We start from the raw sequence: 17,691 nt of genomic DNA, 5'->3' as shown, positions 1-17,691 counted from the left end.
GGTGTGAGGGTCAGTCGGGTAGGAACTCGGCGGGCAGGCCACGCGAGGGGCACAGTTCCTTGTCGTGCCACCACCTGCGTTCACCCAGCCACGCGTCCTGGCCGCAGCGGGAACAGGTCCCGGGGATCGGGTCCCACTCGTCGGGGAGGGTGAACGGGGCATCCAAGGCGCGCTGCTCGTCGAGGGTCAAGCGGGTGCTCCGTCAGGATCGGCGGGGAGGGTGGTGGGGGTTCCGCTGGCCGGCGTCAGCCCAGGGCCGGACAGCCAGCGGAACCCCTCGGCCGCACACGCCACCCTCAGGACGTGGCGGCCGTCCCGCCAGCCGCGGGGGAGTGCAGACCGGCGGGAGCATCAGGCGGCAGCGGCGCGAGGCTGATACGACTCGGCGGCCTCGCGAACCTCGGGCAGCGAGTACATGGTCCGGTAAAGGTGCCCCTGGCCGGACGGCCGTCCGTCACCCGGGAACCGGTGGATCTTTCCGCGCCGAGCCCACTGCCGGAGTACCTGCTGCGGTACGCCGGTTACAGCTTCGGCCTCGTGAGCGAACACCAGGTGCTCGGGGACGACTTCGAGGAGGATGCGGTCCACGATCACCCCCGGACATGCGAAAAGGCCCCCATGTTGGTGGGGGCCTTCCAGGTTCTGGGCGCAGTAGTCCTGCTGGATGGGAGTGTGACACCAGATCTGTCAAAGATCAAGCGGAGGTCACTCAGCATCCTCGACGGCCTTCGCGGCGTCGATCAGTTGAGCGGCGAAGACGCGGGCCTCGGTAGTGGAGAAGCCACGCATCACGGCCGCGTGCTTCGTCTCTTCTGGGAAGAGTTCGGCGCTCACCCTGATCTCGCCAGTGGGCATGGACTCCACCAGGAAGTGCTTCGTGATTTCCATGGAGCAACCCTCTCGCGGGTACGGCCGCCCGGTCGGCCCGGGGGCGGATTGGTCAGTGCCCGTTCTCGTCGTCCCAGTCGCCGTGGACGGCGTCGTTGTGCTGCTCGTCGGGGTCGTGCGGGGTGCGGTTGCAGATCACGGTCGCGGGCTGGCCGTCGAGGGTGATGGTGCCGGTGGCGGTGCAGTGGGTCATGGCTTCAGTGTCTCGCGGCCGCCGATCCGGACCTGCTCAACGCGCGGAGCTGGCGCTCACGACAGAGACCGTAGCGTGAGGTTGAGGGCGATGATGATCAGGGCGGCGAACACGCTCAGGCCGAACGCCTCGGCAAAACCGGGCGCCTTGATCCACGAGCGGAGGATGCGAATCATGGTGTCCATCCTGTCAGTGCCAGGGCGCTGGTCCGGTTCGGCTGGCCCAGCCAGCGAGGTCGTGCTGGTCGTAGCAGCGGATGCCGACCTTGTCGGCGGCGGTGAGCGCGGGCTTCGTGAACCGCGAGGTGGTGACGATCGCCGCCAAGTGTCCGCCGTGGAAATCCCGGTATGTGCCGTTGACCTTCTGCACGTCTCCGGAGCCGACGGTGGTGGTCGGGCCGTACCGCTTGGCCTGTATGACGATGCGGCGCCCGTCGGGGGTGGTGGCGATGACGTCTGCGGCGAGGTCGCCGGCGCCGCCTACTACCTGCACGTCCCGGCAGCCGTCCCGCTGACACAGGAACGCGAGGGCGTGCTCGAACTCCAGCGCCGACATGCGGTGATACGGGGCGATCTCGAACGACCGGGCTGCCCGGATCTGCTGCTGCGCCTGGTGCCGCTTGGTGCGCCGAACCATCACCGCGACCAGGATGGCGCCGGCCGCGAGCAGCAGCAGGACGAAGACAACCGGGTGTGCGGCTATCGCACGGAAGATCCCCACCAGGACGATCAGCACGACGGCGATCGCCAGGAGCGGGCCCGAGCTGGTGGTGCTACGACGTCGGCGCGGTGCCACAGGATGCCCCCAAAGTGTCGGGACCATTCTGGTGCACCGCGCCGCTGGACGTGGGCAGTTCAGGCTTGGCCGCTGTTGAACGTCTTCTCGTTGCGGATCTCGCCGTTGGCGCGGCCGAACCATCCGGTCGCCATGGTGGTGACGTGCTGGTGGTACTCCTCCCGGATGTGGTTGACCGTAGACACCCGCGGAGCCTTGAACTTGGCGACGGCGATGACCGCCGCAGTGGCGATGAGAGTGCCGACGCTCGCGCCGGCGACGGCACCGATCAGCTCCGACGCGCCGAAGCCGACCCCGGCCGCCGCCACGCCGTACCCGGCCATGAGACTGGCCCGCGGGTCGACGGTCAGCTGCGGCTGCTGCTGGGCGTAGATGATCGGCGGGTGCCCGTAGTGCACGCTGCCGTCCGGGTTGATGACGACGCCCGGTATGGCGGGGCTTGCTGCGGGCATGAACACGGGCTGCGGGGCGGGGATATAGGGGGCGAGCTGCGCCGGGTAGACGGCGGTCGGCTGGACGGTGTCGGTGGTCGTCAGGTCCTGGTACATGGTCGTCTCCTGGTCAGTCATCGGAATCAGCGGTGGGGAGGTGGAACTGCTCGGCGCGTCCTTGCTTGCGGACCAGGACGCCTCGGTCAAGCCATGCGTCGAGCGCCCGGCGGACGGTGTCCCGCGAATCGAACGGCCCGTCCTTCACCAGGTCGTCCTTCGTCGCGAAGCCCTGCTCCTCGCACAGCCGGCAGAACACCCGGTACAGGTCAGGCCAGTCGTTGCGGCCGACCGTGGAGCCGTCTGGGAACGTCAGCTTCGGCTGGGCAGGCGCCGCCTGCGCGACTGGCACAGACTTCAGCATCCGAACTGGCGGCTCCGACTGCCCCGCCGACGGCCCGCGATGGCCGGCCTGGAAGTAGTGGCCGACATCAGCCGCGATGTCCTCGTCGGTCACGTACTCCGCCTGGCACTTCGGCGGATCCACAAGCGGCAGCTCCGGGGCGCCGATGTAGAACTCCCCAGGACGCTGCAGGTCCTCCGGCTTCCAGCCCTTCGCGGTGCAGCCCCGGCCGAAGATGAACGGCGTGTGACCGGCCTCCCCGACCCGGGTAGAGATCCGGTTCGCGTAGTTGCCGCGGGCGTCGGTGTTGCCGCCGAAGACTTTGGCGGACGGTTGCTGCGTGGCGGACACGAACTGGATGCCGAGGAAGCGTGCGATCGCAAGGAGGCTCTCGTACGCCGTGGCGATGTCCTGCTCGGCTGGCTCCGGGTCCTCGCTGACCTTGCGGGCTTCGGCTTCCCGCTTGCGGAGTTCCTCGTCCTGGCGGATCAGTTCGGCGAGCTCGTCGGTGATGATCCACCAGGCGGGTCCGTGCACGCCGGGGATCCACTTGCGGACCGGGCCGCGGCCGGAGGCCATCGAACTGGCCGACAGGTCGGCGAGGAATGCTCCGCGGCGGTCGCACTCGGCCCGGACGAGCTGAAGGAGGTCGCGGGCCTCCTCGGGGGTGCGGGCGAGCTTGCGCATCTTCGGCTCCCAGGGCCCGAGTTCGGGGGAGCCGGGCTTCATGTCGATGCCGAACAGTTCGCGCTGCTCCTCCTTCTTCTTGAGGAGCTTCTTGATGATCAGGTTGACGAGGCCGGACTTCCCGAAGTCTGAGGCGCCGGCGACAAGGGTGTGCCGGTAGAGGAGCGTGAGTGGGACGCGCTGGCCGTTCTCGTCCCAGCCCAGGCGGATCGGGGCACGGACGTCGTCGCTTTCGTCGTCCGCGTAGGGGATGACCGGGGTGCCGAACGGGTTGTGCTGGGGCTCCTCGTAGATGTTGTCGTCCAGCTCGTCGAACTCCGCTGCTGCCTCTATGGCGGGCTCGACTGTGTCCTCGATGTCGGCCTGCTGCGTGGTCTCCTTCTGTGCCGTCGGCTTGCTGTGGGTCTTGCGGTGCCCGGCGAGCCACGGCACGTACGCCACGTACGCCAGCCCGCTGGCGAGCGAGAAGACGACGAACGACACCGGGCCGGGCCCGGCGGCGGTGGCGGCGGCGACGTCGCCGAGGGCGATTGCCACGCCGGCGCCGGTCCCGTACAGGTGGTCGTGCTTGTGCTTCAGGCCGTGGCTGGCCGCGAGTGCGGCGCCGGCGCCGAGCACGGTGTAGCCGGTCGCCCAGTCGGCGGCTCCGTGGGTGGTGTGCTGCCACCAGCCGAGCATCGTGAGGACGCTGACGGCCGCGCCGGGTGCCATCTCGTAGCGGTAGGTGTGGACCCAGGTGGCGGCGCGGAGGGCGACGGCGGCGCAGGAGGCGAGGAATCGGGTGCGGCGGGTCGGTGACGACGATGGCGACGTGCGCGGAGAGTTCCGATCACTGTCCTGATTTGTCACAGTAGGTGACAGGTTGTCCGTCGTCGTCGCCGAGACCGTCAAAATCGTCGGACGGGGGCCCGGCAGGTCGGCCGGGGCCGGCGCGAAGCCGATGTACTGGGCCATGAGAGGGGTCTCCTTGCTGAGGGAAGGTCAGTAGGGCGGGCGCGCCGGGATTACAGGTATCCGCCGGTGCCCTGCGGCGGGGTCTTCGCTGCACGGGACAGCACCGTGCGGACGTACGCCGCATCAGCGGTGATGCCGTGTGATGCGAGCGCATCAGAGATCTGCGGCGCCGTCGCGTCTGGCAACGCATCACGCATCGCCTTGATCGCGGCAGCCTTGGAGAGCGAAGCGAAGTCCACCTCGCCCAGCGATACGGTGGCTTCTGCGGGGCCCGCATCAGCCGTCGCCGGCTGCGGCACGGTGATGATGCGTGGCGGCGCATCACTGCGCTGACGTGCGGCTTCACCGGGCGCATCATTCGCCGTCTGGCGGTACGTATCAGCGGGTGCGGCGGTGATGGCGCGCGGCTGCTGCAGGGTGATGACGATGTGCTGCGCATCGTCCGCCACTGATGCGACGGCAGCGCGGGCGGGTGCGGCGTCGAGCGCTTCACGATGCGCATCGCCGACTGATGCGGTGATGCGCATCGCTTCGTCCTCGATGACGCTGAGACGCGAGCCGACTGATGCGCGCATCACGCGCCACGACGTCGGGGCGAACAGCAGCCACGCGAGCCCGGGGATGACGGGGAGGGCTTCGGCGACGCGGCCTTGGCGGCGGAGCGCTTCGCGGTGTTCGTAGCGGTGCCACATCTCGAAGGCGAGTTCGGCGATGACGGGGGCGGCGGCGAGGATGACGGCGCCGACGGTGCCCCAGTGCTCCATGTGGGCGTGGGTCCAGTTGACCCAGGAGCTGGCGGTGACCATGGCGAGCATGGCGAGTCGGGGGACGAGGCCGGAGTCGGGGCTGGCGGCGTAGCGCTGGGCGAGGCGGGCGAAGAAGAACGCGGCGAGGTCGAACATGCCAGCGCCGAAGAGGGCGACGATTCGGGGGGCGTGGAAGTGGGTGGTGAGGAGGGTGTAGATGGACCAGGTGCCGACGGTGAGTGCTGCGCCCATGACGAGGATGAGGGCGCCGCGGGTGAGCTTGTCGGTGCCGTCGTTGTTCTTGGTCATGGCGGCGGTTGGCCTTTCGGTGGCGGGTTGGGTTAGGCGGGGATCTGCGGGCCGGACGCGGGGGCCTGGGTGGTCTGGCCGTGGTGGCCGGTGATCCAGGTGGCGATGCTGGCGCCGATGAGGAACGTGATGACGGGGTGGGAGCGGTGGGGCTTGTGCCGGGCGAGGAGTACTGCGGCTGCGATGGTGAGGGTGGCGGCGAGGTGGGTGGTGAGGTAGGCGCTGGTGCCGATGGCGACGCCGGTGAGGGCGGGCCAGGCGATGGTGAGGAGGATGAGGGCGATGACGGCGCGCATGGCGGTCTCCTTCGGGATGGCCGGTCGGGGTCTGAGTGCCTGCGGCTGCCGCACAGAGGTGCTGGGCTGTGCGGCGCCGTACGGCGGTCAGGCCGGTGGGGCTTTCAGCTGACGCGGGTGAGGTTGATCTCCCACTGCTGGCCGTCGATGAGGATGCGCTTGATCTCTTCGCGGATCTGTTCGTCGGTGGCTCGGTCGTTGGCGACGGGGATGTTGGGGTTGCTGAGCTGGTAGAGGATGCGCCCGTGGAAGTCGCGGACGGTGGCGTGGTAGCTGAAGTTCCTCATGCGGGGCTCCTGGATGGGTGGTCAGTTCTCGGGTGCGGTGCGGTAGTCCCAGCTCCAGCCCGCGTCAGGCCGCCTGGAGGGCGCGGGCCGACTCGGGGTAGAGGACTGCGATCTCGGCGAGGACGGCGTCGGTGACGGTCTGCTGGGCGCGGGCCATGGCGGCCTTCTCGGCGCGCTGGTCGATGGCGTTGAGGTCGGCCTGGGTGGTCTGGCGGGCGGTGGTGAGCGGCCCGTTCTGGTACCAGAGGGTCCAGGACGCGGCGCCGCCGGCTTCGATGAGCTGGCCGGTGTGCGGGCCGAACCGGGCCATCTTGGTGAACACGTAGGTGGTGTGGGCGCCGCGGGCGTCGGCGGCGAGGGTGTAGTAGGTGGTGCCGAGCTTCGCGTCGCGGGCCCAGGCGTCGTGCTCGGCCCGGATCTGGCGGTAGGCGTGCTGGCCGCGGATGCCGGCGGCGAGGTGGTTGAGGAGGCTGGTCATCGGGGCTCCTGGAAGGGGGTCGGGAGGGCTCTCGGTGTGCCGGTCAGTTGCCGGCGAACGGCGGACGCAGATTGTGGTGGCTGGTCTGCCAGCCCTGGTTGCTGAAGCCGCGGCCCTCCCTGGCGGCTCGGATGTCGCGGAGGCGGGCGACCTTGCCGCAGGGCTCGCACAGGAACATCTCGAAGTCGTCGGCCATGGGGCGGTTGCAGTGGTGGGGTGTTCCGTCGCTGCTGCGGATCTGGATCTCGTGGATGGGGAGGAGGCGGCCCTCGAACGGGTCGTATTCGTGGCTCATTGGTTGCCTTTCGGGTGATCAGCTCTCGGTGAGGGGGTGGACGCGCCAGTCGCGTTCGGCGGTGTCTCGTGCGCGTTGGTTGAGGTCGGGCGGGGGTTGCGGGGTGGGGGTTTGGTCGGTGTCGGGTTGGTCGGGCACGAGGGTCCTTGTGGTGTGCATGACATGGGTTGGCTGGGGTGTATCCGCAACACCCCAGCCGTGGGGAGGGTTCAGGCGGCGGCGTCGAGGGTGGCGCCGTAGCCGCGGTGCAGGTCCTCGTTCAGGCGGCGCCACGTCTCCGGGTCAGCCATGGCCTCCTCAGCCCACGCCTTCATCTCGGCCGGCGTGCCAGTGACGCCGGTGGCGCCGAGCAGGACGACGGTGTCCTGGATCCGCTCATGCTGGGTGCTCACTTCGCACCCCCGAGCGGCATGGCGCGGCACGTCTCGGCGTGGCTGTTCGCGTCGTTGTTGGCCAGCTTCCGCTCGGTAGGCAGGTACGGCTCCTGGCTCAGGAATCCGGTGCCGCCGCGGGTGTCGCAGCCCAGGCACTTCCAGGTGAAGCCATCCACCTCGTGCCAGCTGTCGCCAAGACGACCCCGCCCGGTGTAGTTGGTACTGAAGCGGTGGCTCCGAAGTTCGACGGTGGCGCCGCCGACGGTCAGGTACTGGGCCACGGGCTTGGTGTCGGTGCTCACTTGCTGCTCCTCGGCTTCGGTGCGGGGGTCGGCTTGATCGGGGTGGTGTTGCCGTTGGCCAGCGTGGTGGTGCCGTTGCCGTAGCCGGTGTTGATCTGGCTGCTCACTGCTGGTCCTCTCGGGGTTCGCCGAACGCGTTCCACGCGGCCGGCCGGTTGTCGAGCCACGCGGTGCCGATGTCGGGTGCGCCGTACGGGCGGGTCGGTGCGGACTCGCCGAGACCGAGGTCGTCGGTGGACGCGGTCGCGATGGCTTCGGCGATCTCACGCGCGGTGAGGCCCATCGTCCGGGCCTGGTCCGCGCTCACCGGCCGGCCTCGTCGTCGGCGACGCGGTACTGGCCGGGCGCGTCGAGGACCTGCTGCTCGGCCTTAGCGAGCTGCGCGGCCGTGACACGGAGGTTCTGGATCAGGTCGGTCCGCTCGTCGTAGCTCGCGTCGGCCGAGGCGACGAAACGGTCTGCGGCTGCGGCGAGGGCGTCGCCGCTGGTCGAGGCGGGCGCGGGGGTGCCGCTGGCGTGGGTGTTCTGGGTACTCTTCTTCATGGTCTTGTCCTCGTGGCTTAGCGGCGTGAGGGTGGGGCTGGCCCCGGCCAATGGCGTTCGAGCGCCGGTCGGGGCATCTTGCTGTTGAGACCAAGGTGCGTGGCCTCACACTGAACAAGTTAGACCCCGGGTCTAGAAGAACGCAAGAGCGGGGGTCTAACATTCGTGAAGAGTCACGCTTCCCAACGGAAGGGAGCGGCGAAGTGGGAGATCAACCCGAGGAGGTGTTGAGGTTCTTGGACGCCATTCAGGCGCTGGAGGAGATCACTGACGATGCCGCCTGCGCGAAGGCCATCACTGACGTTCTGCAGGACTGGCCCAACAGCCACGCCCGGCTACGCGAGATCCGCCAGGTCCGTGTCCAGCGCATGAGAGACCAGGGAAAGACCTGGCAGGAGATTGGCGATGTCCTCGGGATCCACTTCACGCGAGCCCAGCAGATCTCCAAGGGCATCCGCGGCTCGAAGCGGCCCAAGAAGAGTGAGGAGCAAGTCGACTGAGCTGCAGCTGCGCCCCGCCTGATCACTCAACCAGGCGGGGCGCAGCCATGTGCAGCCTCAGCTGGACGGCGCATCCATCACGAAGCCGCGCAGCCCAACAGCCGGCTGACCCTCGCGCGGAGCCTCAACAACGAGCCCGACCAGCTGCTCGTCGAAGACCTCTCCGCCACTGGCCTCGTACTGCGCCACGAGGTCCGCGTACCTGGGATCGATCCACTTCACCGCTGCCTCCTGTCTCCGGAGGGCAGCGTAGCGGTCACGGCCACTCGGGCTTCGGCATCGGCCGGATCGCGCACGTCGGCGCGTGCTGGCACTTCGCCGCGACCGGAACACGGTCGTCGGACGGCCCGGCCCACAGCTCCCGGTCGACCGCGAACCCGGCGTGCCCGATGCTGTCCTGCGTCCGGCCGAGGATCGCCGGGTCGTAGTTCGTCGGGTCGTAGCCGGGGCTGTGGTGGACGAACTGGCCGTGCTCGGCGCACAGGCGGGCGTACAGCTGGGTGTGGAGGATGAGGGCGTGCCAGCCCTCGTCGACGACCCGGGACGGCGCGAGGGCCAGCTGCGGGTACCGGGCGCCGGCGATGACGAACTTGACGCCCTCGGACACGATCCGGGCGGCGACCTCGTTGGCCATGCCGGGGTTGTTGTCGATGACGGTGGCGACGACCGAGTCGAACTCGGTGGCGCTGAGGCTGGAGCAGGTGGTCATGCCTGGTTCTCCTCTGGGGAGGGCTGGTTGTCTGGGGTGTCCCGGCCGGGGCTGTTCTCAGGTAACCGCAGCCCGGGCAGGCGGTGAAGGGGTGCCAGCCAGTGCCGCATGCGGCATGCGGGACCCGCACGCGGTGTGCATGCTGGCGGCACACTGCGTCAGGTAGTAGCGTCGGGCCGCCTGCCTGGGGAGGACACATGGACACCGGGATTGACGTCGGCTCAGTGATTCGGGGAGCACGCGCTGCTGCCCGGTTAACCCAAGGTCAGCTAGGTGCGCAGGTCGGCTACTCGCCGTCGGCGATCTCACGGATCGAGTCGGGGGAGCTGCGGCCGGGCTGGGAGACGGTCGCACTGATCGCCACGCAGCTCGGCATCCCGCCCGGCCAGTTAGGGCTCACTGGCGACCGTGGGCCACGCGGGGCCGCTACGGTGGATCGATCGGCCCACCACCCTCAGGAGGATGCGGTGCTCCGCAGAGAACTACTCGCCGGCGCGGCAGGCATCGGCATCACCCTGGCAGCCGGTGCGCCTGCTGTTGCGGCCCCCCGCAACGCTGCCGTCGACCCTGCGGCCGGGCTGGAGCAGGCACTGTTCGAGCCCGCGCCTGCCACCCCGACCACACTGCCCCGCCTCGCCAAGGGCCTGGGCGCCGCCAGAGCCGACTTCACTGCCGCCCGGTACGGATCCCTCGGCCAGCACCTGCCCGGCCTACTGGGCGCAGCCGAGGCCACCCGCGACGCCTCGTCCGGCCGGGCCCGGGAAGAGGCGCACGCTGCTGTCGCCCGCGGGTATGTCCTCGCGACGGAGCTCGCGGTGAAGCAGCATGCCGACGTGGCGTGGGCGACCGCCGACCGGGCCCTGACCGCGGCCCGGGCGTCGGGCGACCCTGTTGTTCTGGGTGAGGCCGCCCGGGTCCTGGCGATCACGATGCGCCGCGCCGGCCGCACGGGCGCTGCGGTGGACCTGCTGCGCCGCACCGCCGCCCAGCTCGGAGCGGACCCCGCCGCGGAGCAGCGGGCCGTCGCCGCAACACTCCTCATGACCGCCGCGTACACGGCCGCGTGCAACGCGCAGCGCGGTGACGCCCTGGACCTGATGGCCGGCGCCGAGGAAGCCGTGCGGGCACTGCCGTCGGCAGGTCGCCGCGCGCTGTTCACGGTGGACGCGACGACCGCGCAGGCCGACCTGTACTGGATCGGCGTCCACAACGCCCTCGGCACCCCGGACGAGGGCGTTCCGTACGCCAAGCGCCTGGCCGGCGTGTCGTGGCCGTCGGCGGAGCGCCAGGCCCGGGCCGGTACGGACACCGCCAGGATGTGGAACCAGCTCGGCGACCCGCGTCGCACGTTCGCGGCGCTGCGAACCGTCGAGCAGGCCGCCCCGGAGGAGGCACGGCGCCCAGCCTTGCGGGCACTGGCCGCAGGCCTGCTGTACGGGCCGGTCTCCCTGCCCGGGCTGCGGGAGTTCGCGCAGCGCACCGGGGCCGTCCCGGCCTGACCTCGAACGCAAGAGGCGCCCACCGCGAGCTGCGGTGGGCGCCTTCGTTGTGGGCTGTCAGTGCAGCTTGCTCCGTGAGCCGCCGGGTGCGCTGCTGGCGCGCCGGGTTCGTGCCGGCCGGGAGGGTCGTACGTCGGGCCGGGTCGGCTCCTCAACTGTGGGCGCCCAGTTGTTCAGTGCGGCCCGGGCGGCGTGGAGGGCGACGGCTGCGGCTGCGGGGGGTTCGGTGATGCCGAGCTCGCGCATCGTGGCGTGACAGGCGGCGCACCATAGCGGGCTGGCGGGTTGGCCGTCGGCGTAGTGCATGTCCTCGGGTGGCAGGTAGTGCACGCCGCACTCGACACAGTGGAAGATCATGCGCATTCAGCTCACCCATCCTCGGCCGCCGCAGTGGTCGCACGGCGACAGGTAGTTCTCCTGCTTGGAGACGTGCTGGCCGTCGGCGTCGATCTCGACGGTGTATCGGACTTTCTCGGTGACGCGCTGGCCGGCGCACCGCGGGCAGACCTGTTCACTCATAGTGCCCCCTTCGTCACCAGCCACGGTAGCGCAGGCCGGACAGGCGCCGGGAGCGGACGGCGGCTACTCCACGACCCGGACGCCGCCGACGGGCTTGCCCTCGCGAACGAGGAGTGTGAGCGGCCGCTCCGGGTACTCCTCCTCAACGGCCCCCGAACTGGCCCCGACCTGCTCGGTCGAGTGCGCCCACGCCCAGCCCTTCGCGACATCCTCCGGGTAGGCACGCACCCACAGGTGGCCGTCCGCGGCGAGGACCAGGTCCCCGGTCTGCCAGTCGGTCCCGGCGCCCCGGCCGTCGGTGCCGGCCAGCTCGACGAAGCGTTCGGCGAACAGCCGCTCCGCCGCCCAGGCTTCCCCGCGGGCCGCCTGAAGCCGGGGGGTCGCCGGGTCGCCGACGGGGATCTCGTCCGCCACGCGGGTAACAACGGCGTGGGCCTGCGCCATGCGCTGCCGATCAAGACTGAGCTGGCCATCGTGATACCAGGAGGGAGGGTTCGTCATGGCGCCGATGATGCCAGAACCGACCGACAGCCACGGTCAACCCTGAAGGAGCCGAGCCTTCGCCTGCTCGAACTCCTGCGGGGACAGAGCGCCGGCCTGGACGAGCTGCTGCAGCTTGCCGAGCTCGTCGGCCAGCGATCCGCGAGCGGGATGCACAAGGCCGGCCTGCGGCTGTGCGAGTGCCTGCTCGATCGCCGCCTTGAGGGCTTGGAACGCTGGTTGCTGCGTGTGGCTGAACGGCACCGCGTTTTCGTCTTTGAGGACGTCGGTCTTGAGGATCGCGGTCTGGCTGTACCGGCGCTCCACGGTGCCGGCGAGGACGAACCGGAGGTGCCCGGGGCCTCGCCACTTGGATGCGGGCTTCCAGCGGATCGCGGAGATCTGGCTGATGGGGATGGTGCGGGTGCCGCGGGGAACGAACCCGTCTCGGTGCCGGGTGATGGTGACGGCGTGGCCGTCGAAGGTGACGGTCGCGGTTCGGTTCTCGGCTTCGATCATGGCGTGTCCCGGGGTTGACGTGGCGATCCGGGGGCCAGCGTTCCAGGCGAGACCAAGCGCCGTCAGGGAGTTGCCGAACCGTGACGCTACTGGCGGCTGGGGGTCGACCCGCGGTAATGCCGTAGCCCCGGCGGCCGAGAGTAGGTCTGGAAGTCGTTCCAGGCTTGGCCGTCGTCGTCGTCAGGGAGCGACAGGGGCTGTTCAGCCATGGCCCAGGCCCAAGCGTTGGGGTCAGGCACTTCGCCCGCTCCGGTGATCTGCGTCTGCCCGTCGATGGTGGGAGGCAGTAGAAGGGCAATCGGGCTGACGTCGAGGGTTACAGCGAAGGCCATCAGGTCGTCAACGTCCACGCGGCGAGTGCCGCCTTCGATGCGGGTGATCGCGCTTGGTGGGACGTGGCGCCCGAGAGCAGCCAGGGCGTCGGATAGCCGGTAGGTCGACAGGCCGCGGGCGTTGCGAAGCCTGGCGATGTTGGCCGCCACACAGCGCCCAGTGGGCCCCAGGTCGTTGGTCTTCCTGGTCAGCGCCCCTCTTGGGCTTTCTGCATTGGTGTCAGTTGCGGCCATAGTCGCAGCATCTCATGCGTGCTTTGGTCTGGCGATGGACCGTCCAGTCATGCGCGTGTATGCTGCGTAATAGACAGCATCCACGATCTAAGGAGTTGCACGCGATGACTGATGCAACAGTCGTCTCGGCGAACGACGAGCTTCTGACTCCTGCAGAAGTCGGGCTCATGACCAAGCTCTCGCCCCGAACCCTGGCCGACAAGCGCTGGCGGGGCACTGGGCCGGCGTTCCTCAAGCTCTCTCCGGGCCGCACCGGCCACGTCCGGTACCGCCGAAGCGCAGTCGACGCCTGGCTCAACGGCGACACGGCTGCAGCCTGACCGAAAACGAAAACGGCCCCGCAGAAGCGGGGCCGCCTGAACCGTCGTGCACGCCACCTGGCCTGGTAACCGAGGCGTGCAAGAAGGAATGAGGACATCATGACAGCTCTGGCTGCCCAAAGCACCATCGCCCCTGCTCCGGATCTGCCGCGCGTCGGCATCGTCGCCGTGTCCCTCCCGGCCGACAGTCACCCGCTGCGCTCCGTCTGGCTCGACCCGGACACGCTGATGGTCGGCTTCGACCCGGCCCGGCTGACCCGCGACCTGGCCGCCCTGATCGTCGCCCGCGCGGTCGGCGCTTACGAGGACATCGACGGCGGTGAGCAGCTGTGAGCGCCTCCACCGTGCACCGCCCGACGGAGAACACAGCGATCGGCCGCGTCCACGACCGGGTCCTCGCCGGCATCGACCGGCTGCTCGCGCTCCTGGCCCACGCCGTCCGCCGCCACGACCACGCCGGCGCGAACCTGCTGCGGCACGCCATCGCCCGCGTCCAGGCCAGCGGACAGGTCGGTGCCGCATGAGCATCCTCGCCCGGATCCCCGCCACCACCCCGTCCGCACCCGCCCAGGTCGTCCACCTCGCCGAGCAGGCCCGCGACTTCGGCTACACCAACGTCACCACCGGCTACGAACCGCCCAGCGCCACGCACGTCGTCACCGGCACACCGCCCGCCGTCCCAAACCACCCCGGGAGCCCGCGATGAGCTGGCACTACGAACCCACCACCCGCATCTTCACCCGCCACCCCGCACCCGACATCGACGGACGGTTCGACGTCCGCGGGCTCTACGGGCTTCCCGACTCCCACCACCGCCAGATGACCACCATTCACGAAGCCGGACACGCCGCCGTCCTCCTCGCCGCCGGAATCCCGTTCGACCACATGTCGCTCGGCCAGCACCCGAACACGGCCGCACCCCAAGCCGGGTACGTCAAGTGCACATTCACCGGCACCCTCGAAACGTACATCCACTTCTTCGCCGCCGGGGAGCGCGCGCAGGACCGGTGGCTGCGCGAACAGGGCCTGTGGACGCCGATCCGGGCATGGGCGACCGAGATCCTGGCGTACACCGACCGTCAGGGCATCGCCGAATACGCGCCGGCCGACGATCTGACGGCTCTGCACGACGAGGTTGACACGCTCCTGGACGGACTCTGGCCCAGTGTGCTGCGCCTCGCCGGGGCGCTCAACCGGCATGGCCGGCTCAGCTACGAGCAGGCCGTCGAGCACGCTGCCATCCCCTGCGGCCGATAGGCCCCCCGCCGCCCGACCCACGTCGGGCGGCACCCCCTGCACCCATCTGCCGCAGCACAGCGGCAAGTTCAGCTGGAGTACCCGTTGAGCATCATCCCCGCCGCGGAACCGCCCGAGGGCGCCCTCCCGGCCGGAGGCGGCTACTGGTTCACCCCGCTGCCCGTGTACCTGCTCGAGGCCGTCTTCGACCCGGCCAGCCCGGTCAACGCCCCCGCAGCGATGCTCTGGGCGCACATCCACCGGAACTACGCCTGGCGCCGGCGGGTCTTCCCGTCGTACGCCAAGCTCGCCGAGGAGACCGGGCAGTCGGAGAGCGCGGTGAAACGCCAGCTCACAGCGTTGAAGGCGGCTGGTGCGCTGACGTGGGGTGCCACGTACGGGGTGAAGGGGCGCAGCAGCAACGAGTACGCGCTGGCGCCGATGAAGCCGTTCGACTTCGACCGCGCGGTGGAGGTCAAAAGTGACCCGCACCCGCCGGTGCAGGTCAGAAATGACCTGGGGGTGGAGGTCAAAAATGAGCCCTACCCCCAGGTCAAAAATGACCTAGGAGTAAAGAACACAGTTGAGTTGGAGAACACCTCCTCCTCCCGCATGCCGAAGCCGCGCCGCGCGCCAGCCCCGGTCAAGGCGGAGGAGGAGGGAAGGTGCGCAACCCCCGAACAGCAACAAGCCCGCCTGTTCCTGATGCGCCTCCCCGCACCGTGGACGCTCGGTCCTGCTGACGCGGCGAAGGTCGCCCCGACGCTCGCAGCCGCAGTCACCCGGCTCGGCCTCGACTACGACGACCACCTCGCCGGCCAGATCGCGTTCAACGACTTCGGGGTCAACAACTTCGCGTCGGTGATCGAGACGAAGCGGATCCCCAACCTGCGACCGGCTGCGGCCAAGCCCGGCGCTCTGCCGCCCGCCTGTCCGGCCTGCCTGGCCGCTAACCCGGCCGCCCAGCTGAACAAGCGGTTCCGCACGCACAGTGGCCTGCCCGCGGGCCGCCCCTGCAGCGCATGCCACCCCGACCACGCCGCGCCCACCGCGGCCTGACGAACCGGAGACCCGCATGACCATGTACCTGGTGGGACCCCCGCCCGAGGACCCGCACGAGCAGAACCCCGACGGGCAGACCATCCCGGACAACTCGGCCCATGACCCGTACGCTGAACTCGCCGTCCTTGCCGCGATGATGCACGACCGCGACATCATCGGCGACGTCTGCGCGATCATCAAGTTGCGGGACTTGTACAAGCCCGTCCATCAAAAGATCTTCTCCGCGATCGTGCGGCTGTTCGCCGCAGGCAAGCCGACCGATCCGATCTCGGTGTGCGACGAACTCGGCCGCTCCGGGGATCTTGCCGGCGCCGGTGGCCCCGCGTTCGTGCATCACTGCGCCGACGCGATGCCGGTCGGCGCGGTCGCCGAGTACTTCGCCGAGATCGTCCACGCCAAGGCCGTCCTGCGGCGCCTTGTCGAGTCGGGGATGCGGATCGTCGACATGGGCCGCAAGGGGGAGGGTGACGTCGCGGAGCTCGTCGATGCCGCACAGAAGGAGCTGTTCGAGGTCGCCGATCAGCAGGCGGACGAGGAGATCGTCCTTGTCGCTGACGCGATGGAAGGGCACCTCGATGAGATGCAGGCCCGCGCCGATCGTGAGAACAAACTGGTAGGCATCCCGACCGGCTTCGCGGACCTGGATGAGCTTACGGGTGGTTTGCGCCGCGGTCAGATGATCGTGATCGCAGCCCGGCCCGCGATGGGCAAGTCGACGCTGGCGATCGACATCGTTCGGGAGGTAACGATCCGCCAGAAGCTGCCGATGGTGATCTTCTCGCTGGAGATGCAGCGCGGCGAAATCCTCGACCGGATCATCTCTGCCGAGGCCCGAGTGCCGCTGCATCACATCCGGTCCGGCAACATGACCGACGACGACTGGACCAAGGTGGCCCGCGTCATGCCGAAGATCACCGAGGCGCCGATGTACATCGACTCGTCCTCGCACCTGACCGGCATGGACATCCGTACGAAGGCCCGTCGGCTCTCACAGAAGCACAAGCTCGGCGGCATCGTGATCGACTACCTGCAGCTGATGAACTCCGGCGGCTCGAAGGCGGAGAACCGGCAGCTGGAGGTGTCGGACATCTCCCGCGGCTCGAAGACTCTGGCGAAGGAGCTGGACTGCCCAGTGATCGCTCTGTCGCAGCTGAACCGCGGGCCGGAGCAGCGCACAGATAAGAGGCCGGTGGTGAGTGACCTGCGCGAGTCCGGTTCGATCGAGCAGGACGCTGACATGGTCATCCTGATCCACCGCGAGGACGCCTACGAGAAGGAGTCGCCGCGGGCCGGCGAAGCCGATCTGATCGTCGGGAAGAACCGCAACGGGCCGACGCCGACGATCACCGTCGCCTTTCAGGGGCATCTCTCCCGCTTCGTCGACATGACCCGCGACGAGCCCAACTAGGCCTTCTGCCAGGTGTTTTGCCACTGCCACAGCCCTAGCGTCACGCCTGAAACTGCAGGACAATAGCTAATAAACCCGGAGAAAGCAGGCCCACAGTGGAGCCGTACTACCAGGACGAGACCGTGCGGCTCTACCTCGGTGACTGCCGCGAGGTCCTGCCCGGACTCGGCCTGCAGGCCGACCTGCTGGTCGTCGACCCGCCCTACGGCGACACTGCACTCGCTTGGGACCGGTGGCCCGACGGCTGGCCCACCCTCGCCGCCACCACGGCCAGCAGCATGTGGTGCTTCGGCTCCATGCGGATGTTCCTCACCCACGGGCCGGAGTTCACCGCAGCCGGCTGGCGCATGAGTCAGGACATCGTCTGGGAGAAACACAACGGCTCAAGCCGGGCCGCAGACCGGTTCCGCCGCATCCACGAGCACGCCCTGCACTGGTATCGCGGCAAGTGGGGCGACGTGCACCACGAGACGCCGCGCACGGCCACGGGCGTGGACCGCCGAAGCCGTGTCGCAGCTAGCCGGGACAGTCGCGCCGAGCACCTCGGCACGTACAGCGAGCGGACGACGTGGGCCGACGACGGCACCCGGCTGCTGACGTCGGTGCTTCAGGCGCGGTCGATGCATCACGGGGCGATTCACCCGACAGAGAAGCCTGTTGCTGGCCTGCTGGATCCGCTGATCCGGTACGGGTGCCCGCCTGGCGGTCTGGTGCTGGACCTGTTTGCCGGGTCCGGCAGCACGTTGGACGCGGCCCGGCAGTGTGGCCGGCGTGCGGTCGGCATCGAGGCCGATGAGCGGTATGCCGAGGCTGCGGCCCGTCGGCTTTCTAATCAGGTCATCATGTTCGATGAGTCCGCCTGACCCGCCGTGCTGCGTGTGCCTGGTCGGGCACG

At 69.4% G+C, this 17,691-nt stretch carries 32 protein-coding genes and 1 pseudogene; 11 read left to right on the top strand and 22 right to left on the bottom strand.

Features of this window, described 5'->3' with window-relative positions:
* Positions 1–10: 10 nt before the first annotated feature.
* The 15 genes from BS80_RS12595 to BS80_RS12525 all read right to left on the bottom strand — a co-directional run bounded on the left by BS80_RS12595 (position 11) and on the right by BS80_RS12525 (position 7,978).
* On the bottom strand, positions 11–190 hold the full coding sequence (locus tag BS80_RS12595; RefSeq protein WP_035796479.1) for a hypothetical protein: 180 nt from the start codon (positions 188–190) through the stop codon (positions 11–13).
* A gap of 515 nt (positions 191–705) precedes the next feature.
* Entirely contained in the window at positions 706–888 is a 183-nt protein-coding gene (locus BS80_RS12585; protein ID WP_035796477.1) for a hypothetical protein, read from the bottom strand.
* Positions 889–940: 52 nt separating this feature from the next.
* On the bottom strand, positions 941–1,081 hold the full coding sequence (locus BS80_RS40715; RefSeq protein ID WP_157536201.1) for a hypothetical protein: 141 nt from the start codon (positions 1,079–1,081) through the stop codon (positions 941–943).
* Positions 1,082–1,270: 189 nt separating this feature from the next.
* Positions 1,271–1,876 carry a restriction endonuclease gene (locus BS80_RS12580; RefSeq protein WP_051966508.1) on the bottom strand — a complete coding sequence of 202 codons (606 nt, stop codon included), beginning with the start codon at positions 1,874–1,876 and terminating at the stop codon, positions 1,271–1,273.
* 59 nt (positions 1,877–1,935) lie between these two features.
* The gene (locus BS80_RS12575; RefSeq protein ID WP_157536199.1) at positions 1,936–2,445 is read right to left on the bottom strand and encodes a hypothetical protein; all 510 of its coding nucleotides are present in this window, start codon (positions 2,443–2,445) and stop codon (positions 1,936–1,938) included.
* On the bottom strand, positions 2,438–4,348 hold the full coding sequence (locus tag BS80_RS12570) for an FtsK/SpoIIIE domain-containing protein (protein WP_035796474.1): 1,911 nt from the start codon (positions 4,346–4,348) through the stop codon (positions 2,438–2,440). Before BS80_RS12570 ends, BS80_RS12575 begins: the two co-directional genes overlap by 8 nt.
* 50 nt (positions 4,349–4,398) lie before the next feature.
* Positions 4,399–5,403, bottom strand: coding sequence for a DUF2637 domain-containing protein (locus BS80_RS12565; protein ID WP_035796472.1), 1,005 nt, complete (start codon positions 5,401–5,403; stop codon positions 4,399–4,401).
* A gap of 32 nt (positions 5,404–5,435) precedes the next feature.
* Entirely contained in the window at positions 5,436–5,699 is a 264-nt protein-coding gene (locus BS80_RS12560) for a hypothetical protein (protein ID WP_035796471.1), read from the bottom strand.
* Between the two features lie 104 nt (positions 5,700–5,803).
* Positions 5,804–5,986 (bottom strand): hypothetical protein, encoded by a 183-nt coding sequence (locus BS80_RS12555; RefSeq protein ID WP_035796469.1) that lies wholly within the window; start codon positions 5,984–5,986, stop codon positions 5,804–5,806.
* Positions 5,987–6,050: 64 nt separating this feature from the next.
* Positions 6,051–6,464 carry a hypothetical protein gene (locus BS80_RS12550; RefSeq protein WP_035796467.1) on the bottom strand — a complete coding sequence of 138 codons (414 nt, stop codon included), beginning with the start codon at positions 6,462–6,464 and terminating at the stop codon, positions 6,051–6,053.
* Between the two features lie 43 nt (positions 6,465–6,507).
* On the bottom strand, positions 6,508–6,759 hold the full coding sequence (locus BS80_RS12545) for a hypothetical protein (protein ID WP_035796465.1): 252 nt from the start codon (positions 6,757–6,759) through the stop codon (positions 6,508–6,510).
* Positions 6,760–6,968: 209 nt separating this feature from the next.
* Positions 6,969–7,151: a hypothetical protein gene (locus BS80_RS12540; RefSeq protein ID WP_035796463.1), complete on the bottom strand. Its 183-nt coding sequence runs from the start codon at positions 7,149–7,151 to the stop codon at positions 6,969–6,971.
* Positions 7,148–7,435, bottom strand: a complete 288-nt coding sequence (locus tag BS80_RS12535; protein ID WP_035796461.1) for a hypothetical protein — start codon at positions 7,433–7,435, stop codon at positions 7,148–7,150. The genes BS80_RS12540 and BS80_RS12535 overlap by 4 nt, the downstream gene beginning before the upstream one ends.
* Before the next feature lie 103 nt (positions 7,436–7,538).
* On the bottom strand, positions 7,539–7,742 hold the full coding sequence (locus tag BS80_RS12530; protein ID WP_035796460.1) for a hypothetical protein: 204 nt from the start codon (positions 7,740–7,742) through the stop codon (positions 7,539–7,541).
* The gene (locus BS80_RS12525; protein ID WP_035796457.1) at positions 7,739–7,978 is read right to left on the bottom strand and encodes a hypothetical protein; all 240 of its coding nucleotides are present in this window, start codon (positions 7,976–7,978) and stop codon (positions 7,739–7,741) included. Before BS80_RS12525 ends, BS80_RS12530 begins: the two co-directional genes overlap by 4 nt.
* 236 nt (positions 7,979–8,214) lie before the next feature.
* Here BS80_RS12525 and BS80_RS12520 point away from each other — a divergent pair, with 236 nt between their 5' ends.
* A complete protein-coding gene (locus tag BS80_RS12520; protein ID WP_232246443.1) occupies positions 8,215–8,478 on the top strand; it encodes a hypothetical protein in 264 nt (87 codons plus the stop codon).
* A gap of 57 nt (positions 8,479–8,535) precedes the next feature.
* Here BS80_RS12520 and BS80_RS40710 read toward each other — a convergent pair whose 3' ends face one another.
* Both BS80_RS40710 and BS80_RS12515 read right to left on the bottom strand, forming a co-directional pair.
* Positions 8,536–8,700: a hypothetical protein gene (locus BS80_RS40710; RefSeq protein WP_157536197.1), complete on the bottom strand. Its 165-nt coding sequence runs from the start codon at positions 8,698–8,700 to the stop codon at positions 8,536–8,538.
* Positions 8,701–8,734: 34 nt separating this feature from the next.
* The gene (locus tag BS80_RS12515) at positions 8,735–9,187 is read right to left on the bottom strand and encodes a glycine-rich domain-containing protein (protein ID WP_035796455.1); all 453 of its coding nucleotides are present in this window, start codon (positions 9,185–9,187) and stop codon (positions 8,735–8,737) included.
* 197 nt (positions 9,188–9,384) lie between these two features.
* Here BS80_RS12515 and BS80_RS42705 point away from each other — a divergent pair.
* Positions 9,385–9,564, top strand: a pseudogene (locus BS80_RS42705) (helix-turn-helix domain-containing protein); the annotation flags it as partial.
* Positions 9,565–9,654: 90 nt separating this feature from the next.
* On the top strand, positions 9,655–10,686 hold the full coding sequence (locus BS80_RS12510) for a hypothetical protein (RefSeq protein ID WP_035797394.1): 1,032 nt from the start codon (positions 9,655–9,657) through the stop codon (positions 10,684–10,686).
* Positions 10,687–10,743: 57 nt separating this feature from the next.
* On the opposite strand, the gene BS80_RS12505 is transcribed toward BS80_RS12510, so the two are convergent.
* The 5 genes from BS80_RS12505 to BS80_RS38565 all read right to left on the bottom strand — a co-directional run bounded on the left by BS80_RS12505 (position 10,744) and on the right by BS80_RS38565 (position 12,770).
* Positions 10,744–11,049, bottom strand: coding sequence for a hypothetical protein (locus tag BS80_RS12505; RefSeq protein WP_035796453.1), 306 nt, complete (start codon positions 11,047–11,049; stop codon positions 10,744–10,746).
* Complete coding sequence (locus tag BS80_RS40705) at positions 11,050–11,205, bottom strand: hypothetical protein (RefSeq protein WP_157536195.1); 156 nt, start codon at positions 11,203–11,205, stop codon at positions 11,050–11,052.
* A gap of 63 nt (positions 11,206–11,268) precedes the next feature.
* Entirely contained in the window at positions 11,269–11,619 is a 351-nt protein-coding gene (locus tag BS80_RS12500) for a hypothetical protein (protein WP_157536194.1), read from the bottom strand.
* A gap of 123 nt (positions 11,620–11,742) precedes the next feature.
* A complete protein-coding gene (locus BS80_RS12495) occupies positions 11,743–12,204 on the bottom strand; it encodes a DUF4429 domain-containing protein (protein ID WP_035796451.1) in 462 nt (153 codons plus the stop codon).
* An 86-nt stretch (positions 12,205–12,290) separates the two neighbouring features.
* Complete coding sequence (locus BS80_RS38565) at positions 12,291–12,770, bottom strand: helix-turn-helix domain-containing protein (protein ID WP_157536192.1); 480 nt, start codon at positions 12,768–12,770, stop codon at positions 12,291–12,293.
* Between the two features lie 104 nt (positions 12,771–12,874).
* Here BS80_RS38565 and BS80_RS12485 point away from each other — a divergent pair, with 104 nt between their 5' ends.
* The 8 genes from BS80_RS12485 to BS80_RS12450 all read left to right on the top strand — a co-directional run bounded on the left by BS80_RS12485 (position 12,875) and on the right by BS80_RS12450 (position 17,659).
* Positions 12,875–13,090 (top strand): helix-turn-helix transcriptional regulator, encoded by a 216-nt coding sequence (locus tag BS80_RS12485; protein WP_035796450.1) that lies wholly within the window; start codon positions 12,875–12,877, stop codon positions 13,088–13,090.
* Between the two features lie 99 nt (positions 13,091–13,189).
* Positions 13,190–13,423, top strand: a complete 234-nt coding sequence (locus BS80_RS12480) for a hypothetical protein (protein WP_035796448.1) — start codon at positions 13,190–13,192, stop codon at positions 13,421–13,423.
* Positions 13,420–13,614 carry a hypothetical protein gene (locus BS80_RS12475; RefSeq protein ID WP_035796447.1) on the top strand — a complete coding sequence of 65 codons (195 nt, stop codon included), beginning with the start codon at positions 13,420–13,422 and terminating at the stop codon, positions 13,612–13,614. Before BS80_RS12480 ends, BS80_RS12475 begins: the two co-directional genes overlap by 4 nt.
* Positions 13,611–13,796 (top strand): hypothetical protein, encoded by a 186-nt coding sequence (locus BS80_RS12470; protein ID WP_035796446.1) that lies wholly within the window; start codon positions 13,611–13,613, stop codon positions 13,794–13,796. The genes BS80_RS12475 and BS80_RS12470 overlap by 4 nt, the downstream gene beginning before the upstream one ends.
* A complete protein-coding gene (locus BS80_RS12465; protein WP_035796445.1) occupies positions 13,793–14,347 on the top strand; it encodes a hypothetical protein in 555 nt (184 codons plus the stop codon). The genes BS80_RS12470 and BS80_RS12465 overlap by 4 nt, the downstream gene beginning before the upstream one ends.
* An 84-nt stretch (positions 14,348–14,431) precedes the next feature.
* A complete protein-coding gene (locus tag BS80_RS12460) occupies positions 14,432–15,385 on the top strand; it encodes a helix-turn-helix domain-containing protein (RefSeq protein WP_035796443.1) in 954 nt (317 codons plus the stop codon).
* 16 nt (positions 15,386–15,401) lie between these two features.
* Positions 15,402–16,796, top strand: coding sequence for a replicative DNA helicase (dnaB, locus tag BS80_RS12455; RefSeq protein ID WP_051966507.1), 1,395 nt, complete (start codon positions 15,402–15,404; stop codon positions 16,794–16,796).
* A 95-nt stretch (positions 16,797–16,891) separates the two neighbouring features.
* Positions 16,892–17,659 (top strand): DNA-methyltransferase, encoded by a 768-nt coding sequence (locus tag BS80_RS12450; RefSeq protein ID WP_051966506.1) that lies wholly within the window; start codon positions 16,892–16,894, stop codon positions 17,657–17,659.
* Positions 17,660–17,691 lie beyond the last annotated feature (32 nt).

The organism is Kitasatospora mediocidica KCTC 9733 (assembly GCF_000744225.1).
Classification (GTDB): domain Bacteria; phylum Actinomycetota; class Actinomycetes; order Streptomycetales; family Streptomycetaceae; genus Kitasatospora; species Kitasatospora mediocidica.
This window is presented reverse-complemented; position numbering and strand designations above follow the sequence as displayed.

Excerpts from the sequence above, each read along its gene's own strand:
- BS80_RS12585 (WP_035796477.1), bottom strand. The coding sequence starts at position 888 with ATGGAAATCACGAAGCACTTCCTGGTGGAGTCCATGCCCACTGGCGAG.
- BS80_RS40715 (WP_157536201.1), bottom strand. The coding sequence starts at position 1,081 with ATGACCCACTGCACCGCCACCGGCACCATCACCCTCGACGGCCAGCCC.
- BS80_RS12575 (WP_157536199.1), bottom strand. The coding sequence starts at position 2,445 with ATGACTGACCAGGAGACGACCATGTACCAGGACCTGACGACCACCGAC.
- BS80_RS12570 (WP_035796474.1), bottom strand. The coding sequence starts at position 4,348 with ATGGCCCAGTACATCGGCTTCGCGCCGGCCCCGGCCGACCTGCCGGGC.
- BS80_RS12565 (WP_035796472.1), bottom strand. The coding sequence starts at position 5,403 with ATGACCAAGAACAACGACGGCACCGACAAGCTCACCCGCGGCGCCCTC.
- BS80_RS12560 (WP_035796471.1), bottom strand. The coding sequence starts at position 5,699 with ATGCGCGCCGTCATCGCCCTCATCCTCCTCACCATCGCCTGGCCCGCC.
- BS80_RS12555 (WP_035796469.1), bottom strand. The coding sequence starts at position 5,986 with ATGAGGAACTTCAGCTACCACGCCACCGTCCGCGACTTCCACGGGCGC.
- BS80_RS12550 (WP_035796467.1), bottom strand. The coding sequence starts at position 6,464 with ATGACCAGCCTCCTCAACCACCTCGCCGCCGGCATCCGCGGCCAGCAC.
- BS80_RS12545 (WP_035796465.1), bottom strand. The coding sequence starts at position 6,759 with ATGAGCCACGAATACGACCCGTTCGAGGGCCGCCTCCTCCCCATCCAC.
- BS80_RS12525 (WP_035796457.1), bottom strand. The coding sequence starts at position 7,978 with ATGAAGAAGAGTACCCAGAACACCCACGCCAGCGGCACCCCCGCGCCC.
- BS80_RS12515 (WP_035796455.1), bottom strand. The coding sequence starts at position 9,187 with ATGACCACCTGCTCCAGCCTCAGCGCCACCGAGTTCGACTCGGTCGTC.
- BS80_RS12505 (WP_035796453.1), bottom strand. The coding sequence starts at position 11,049 with ATGCGCATGATCTTCCACTGTGTCGAGTGCGGCGTGCACTACCTGCCA.
- BS80_RS40705 (WP_157536195.1), bottom strand. The coding sequence starts at position 11,205 with ATGAGTGAACAGGTCTGCCCGCGGTGCGCCGGCCAGCGCGTCACCGAG.
- BS80_RS12495 (WP_035796451.1), bottom strand. The coding sequence starts at position 12,204 with ATGATCGAAGCCGAGAACCGAACCGCGACCGTCACCTTCGACGGCCAC.
- BS80_RS38565 (WP_157536192.1), bottom strand. The coding sequence starts at position 12,770 with ATGGCCGCAACTGACACCAATGCAGAAAGCCCAAGAGGGGCGCTGACC.
- BS80_RS12485 (WP_035796450.1), top strand. The coding sequence starts at position 12,875 with ATGACTGATGCAACAGTCGTCTCGGCGAACGACGAGCTTCTGACTCCT.
- BS80_RS12480 (WP_035796448.1), top strand. The coding sequence starts at position 13,190 with ATGACAGCTCTGGCTGCCCAAAGCACCATCGCCCCTGCTCCGGATCTG.
- BS80_RS12470 (WP_035796446.1), top strand. The coding sequence starts at position 13,611 with ATGAGCATCCTCGCCCGGATCCCCGCCACCACCCCGTCCGCACCCGCC.
- BS80_RS12465 (WP_035796445.1), top strand. The coding sequence starts at position 13,793 with ATGAGCTGGCACTACGAACCCACCACCCGCATCTTCACCCGCCACCCC.
- dnaB (WP_051966507.1), top strand. The coding sequence starts at position 15,402 with ATGACCATGTACCTGGTGGGACCCCCGCCCGAGGACCCGCACGAGCAG.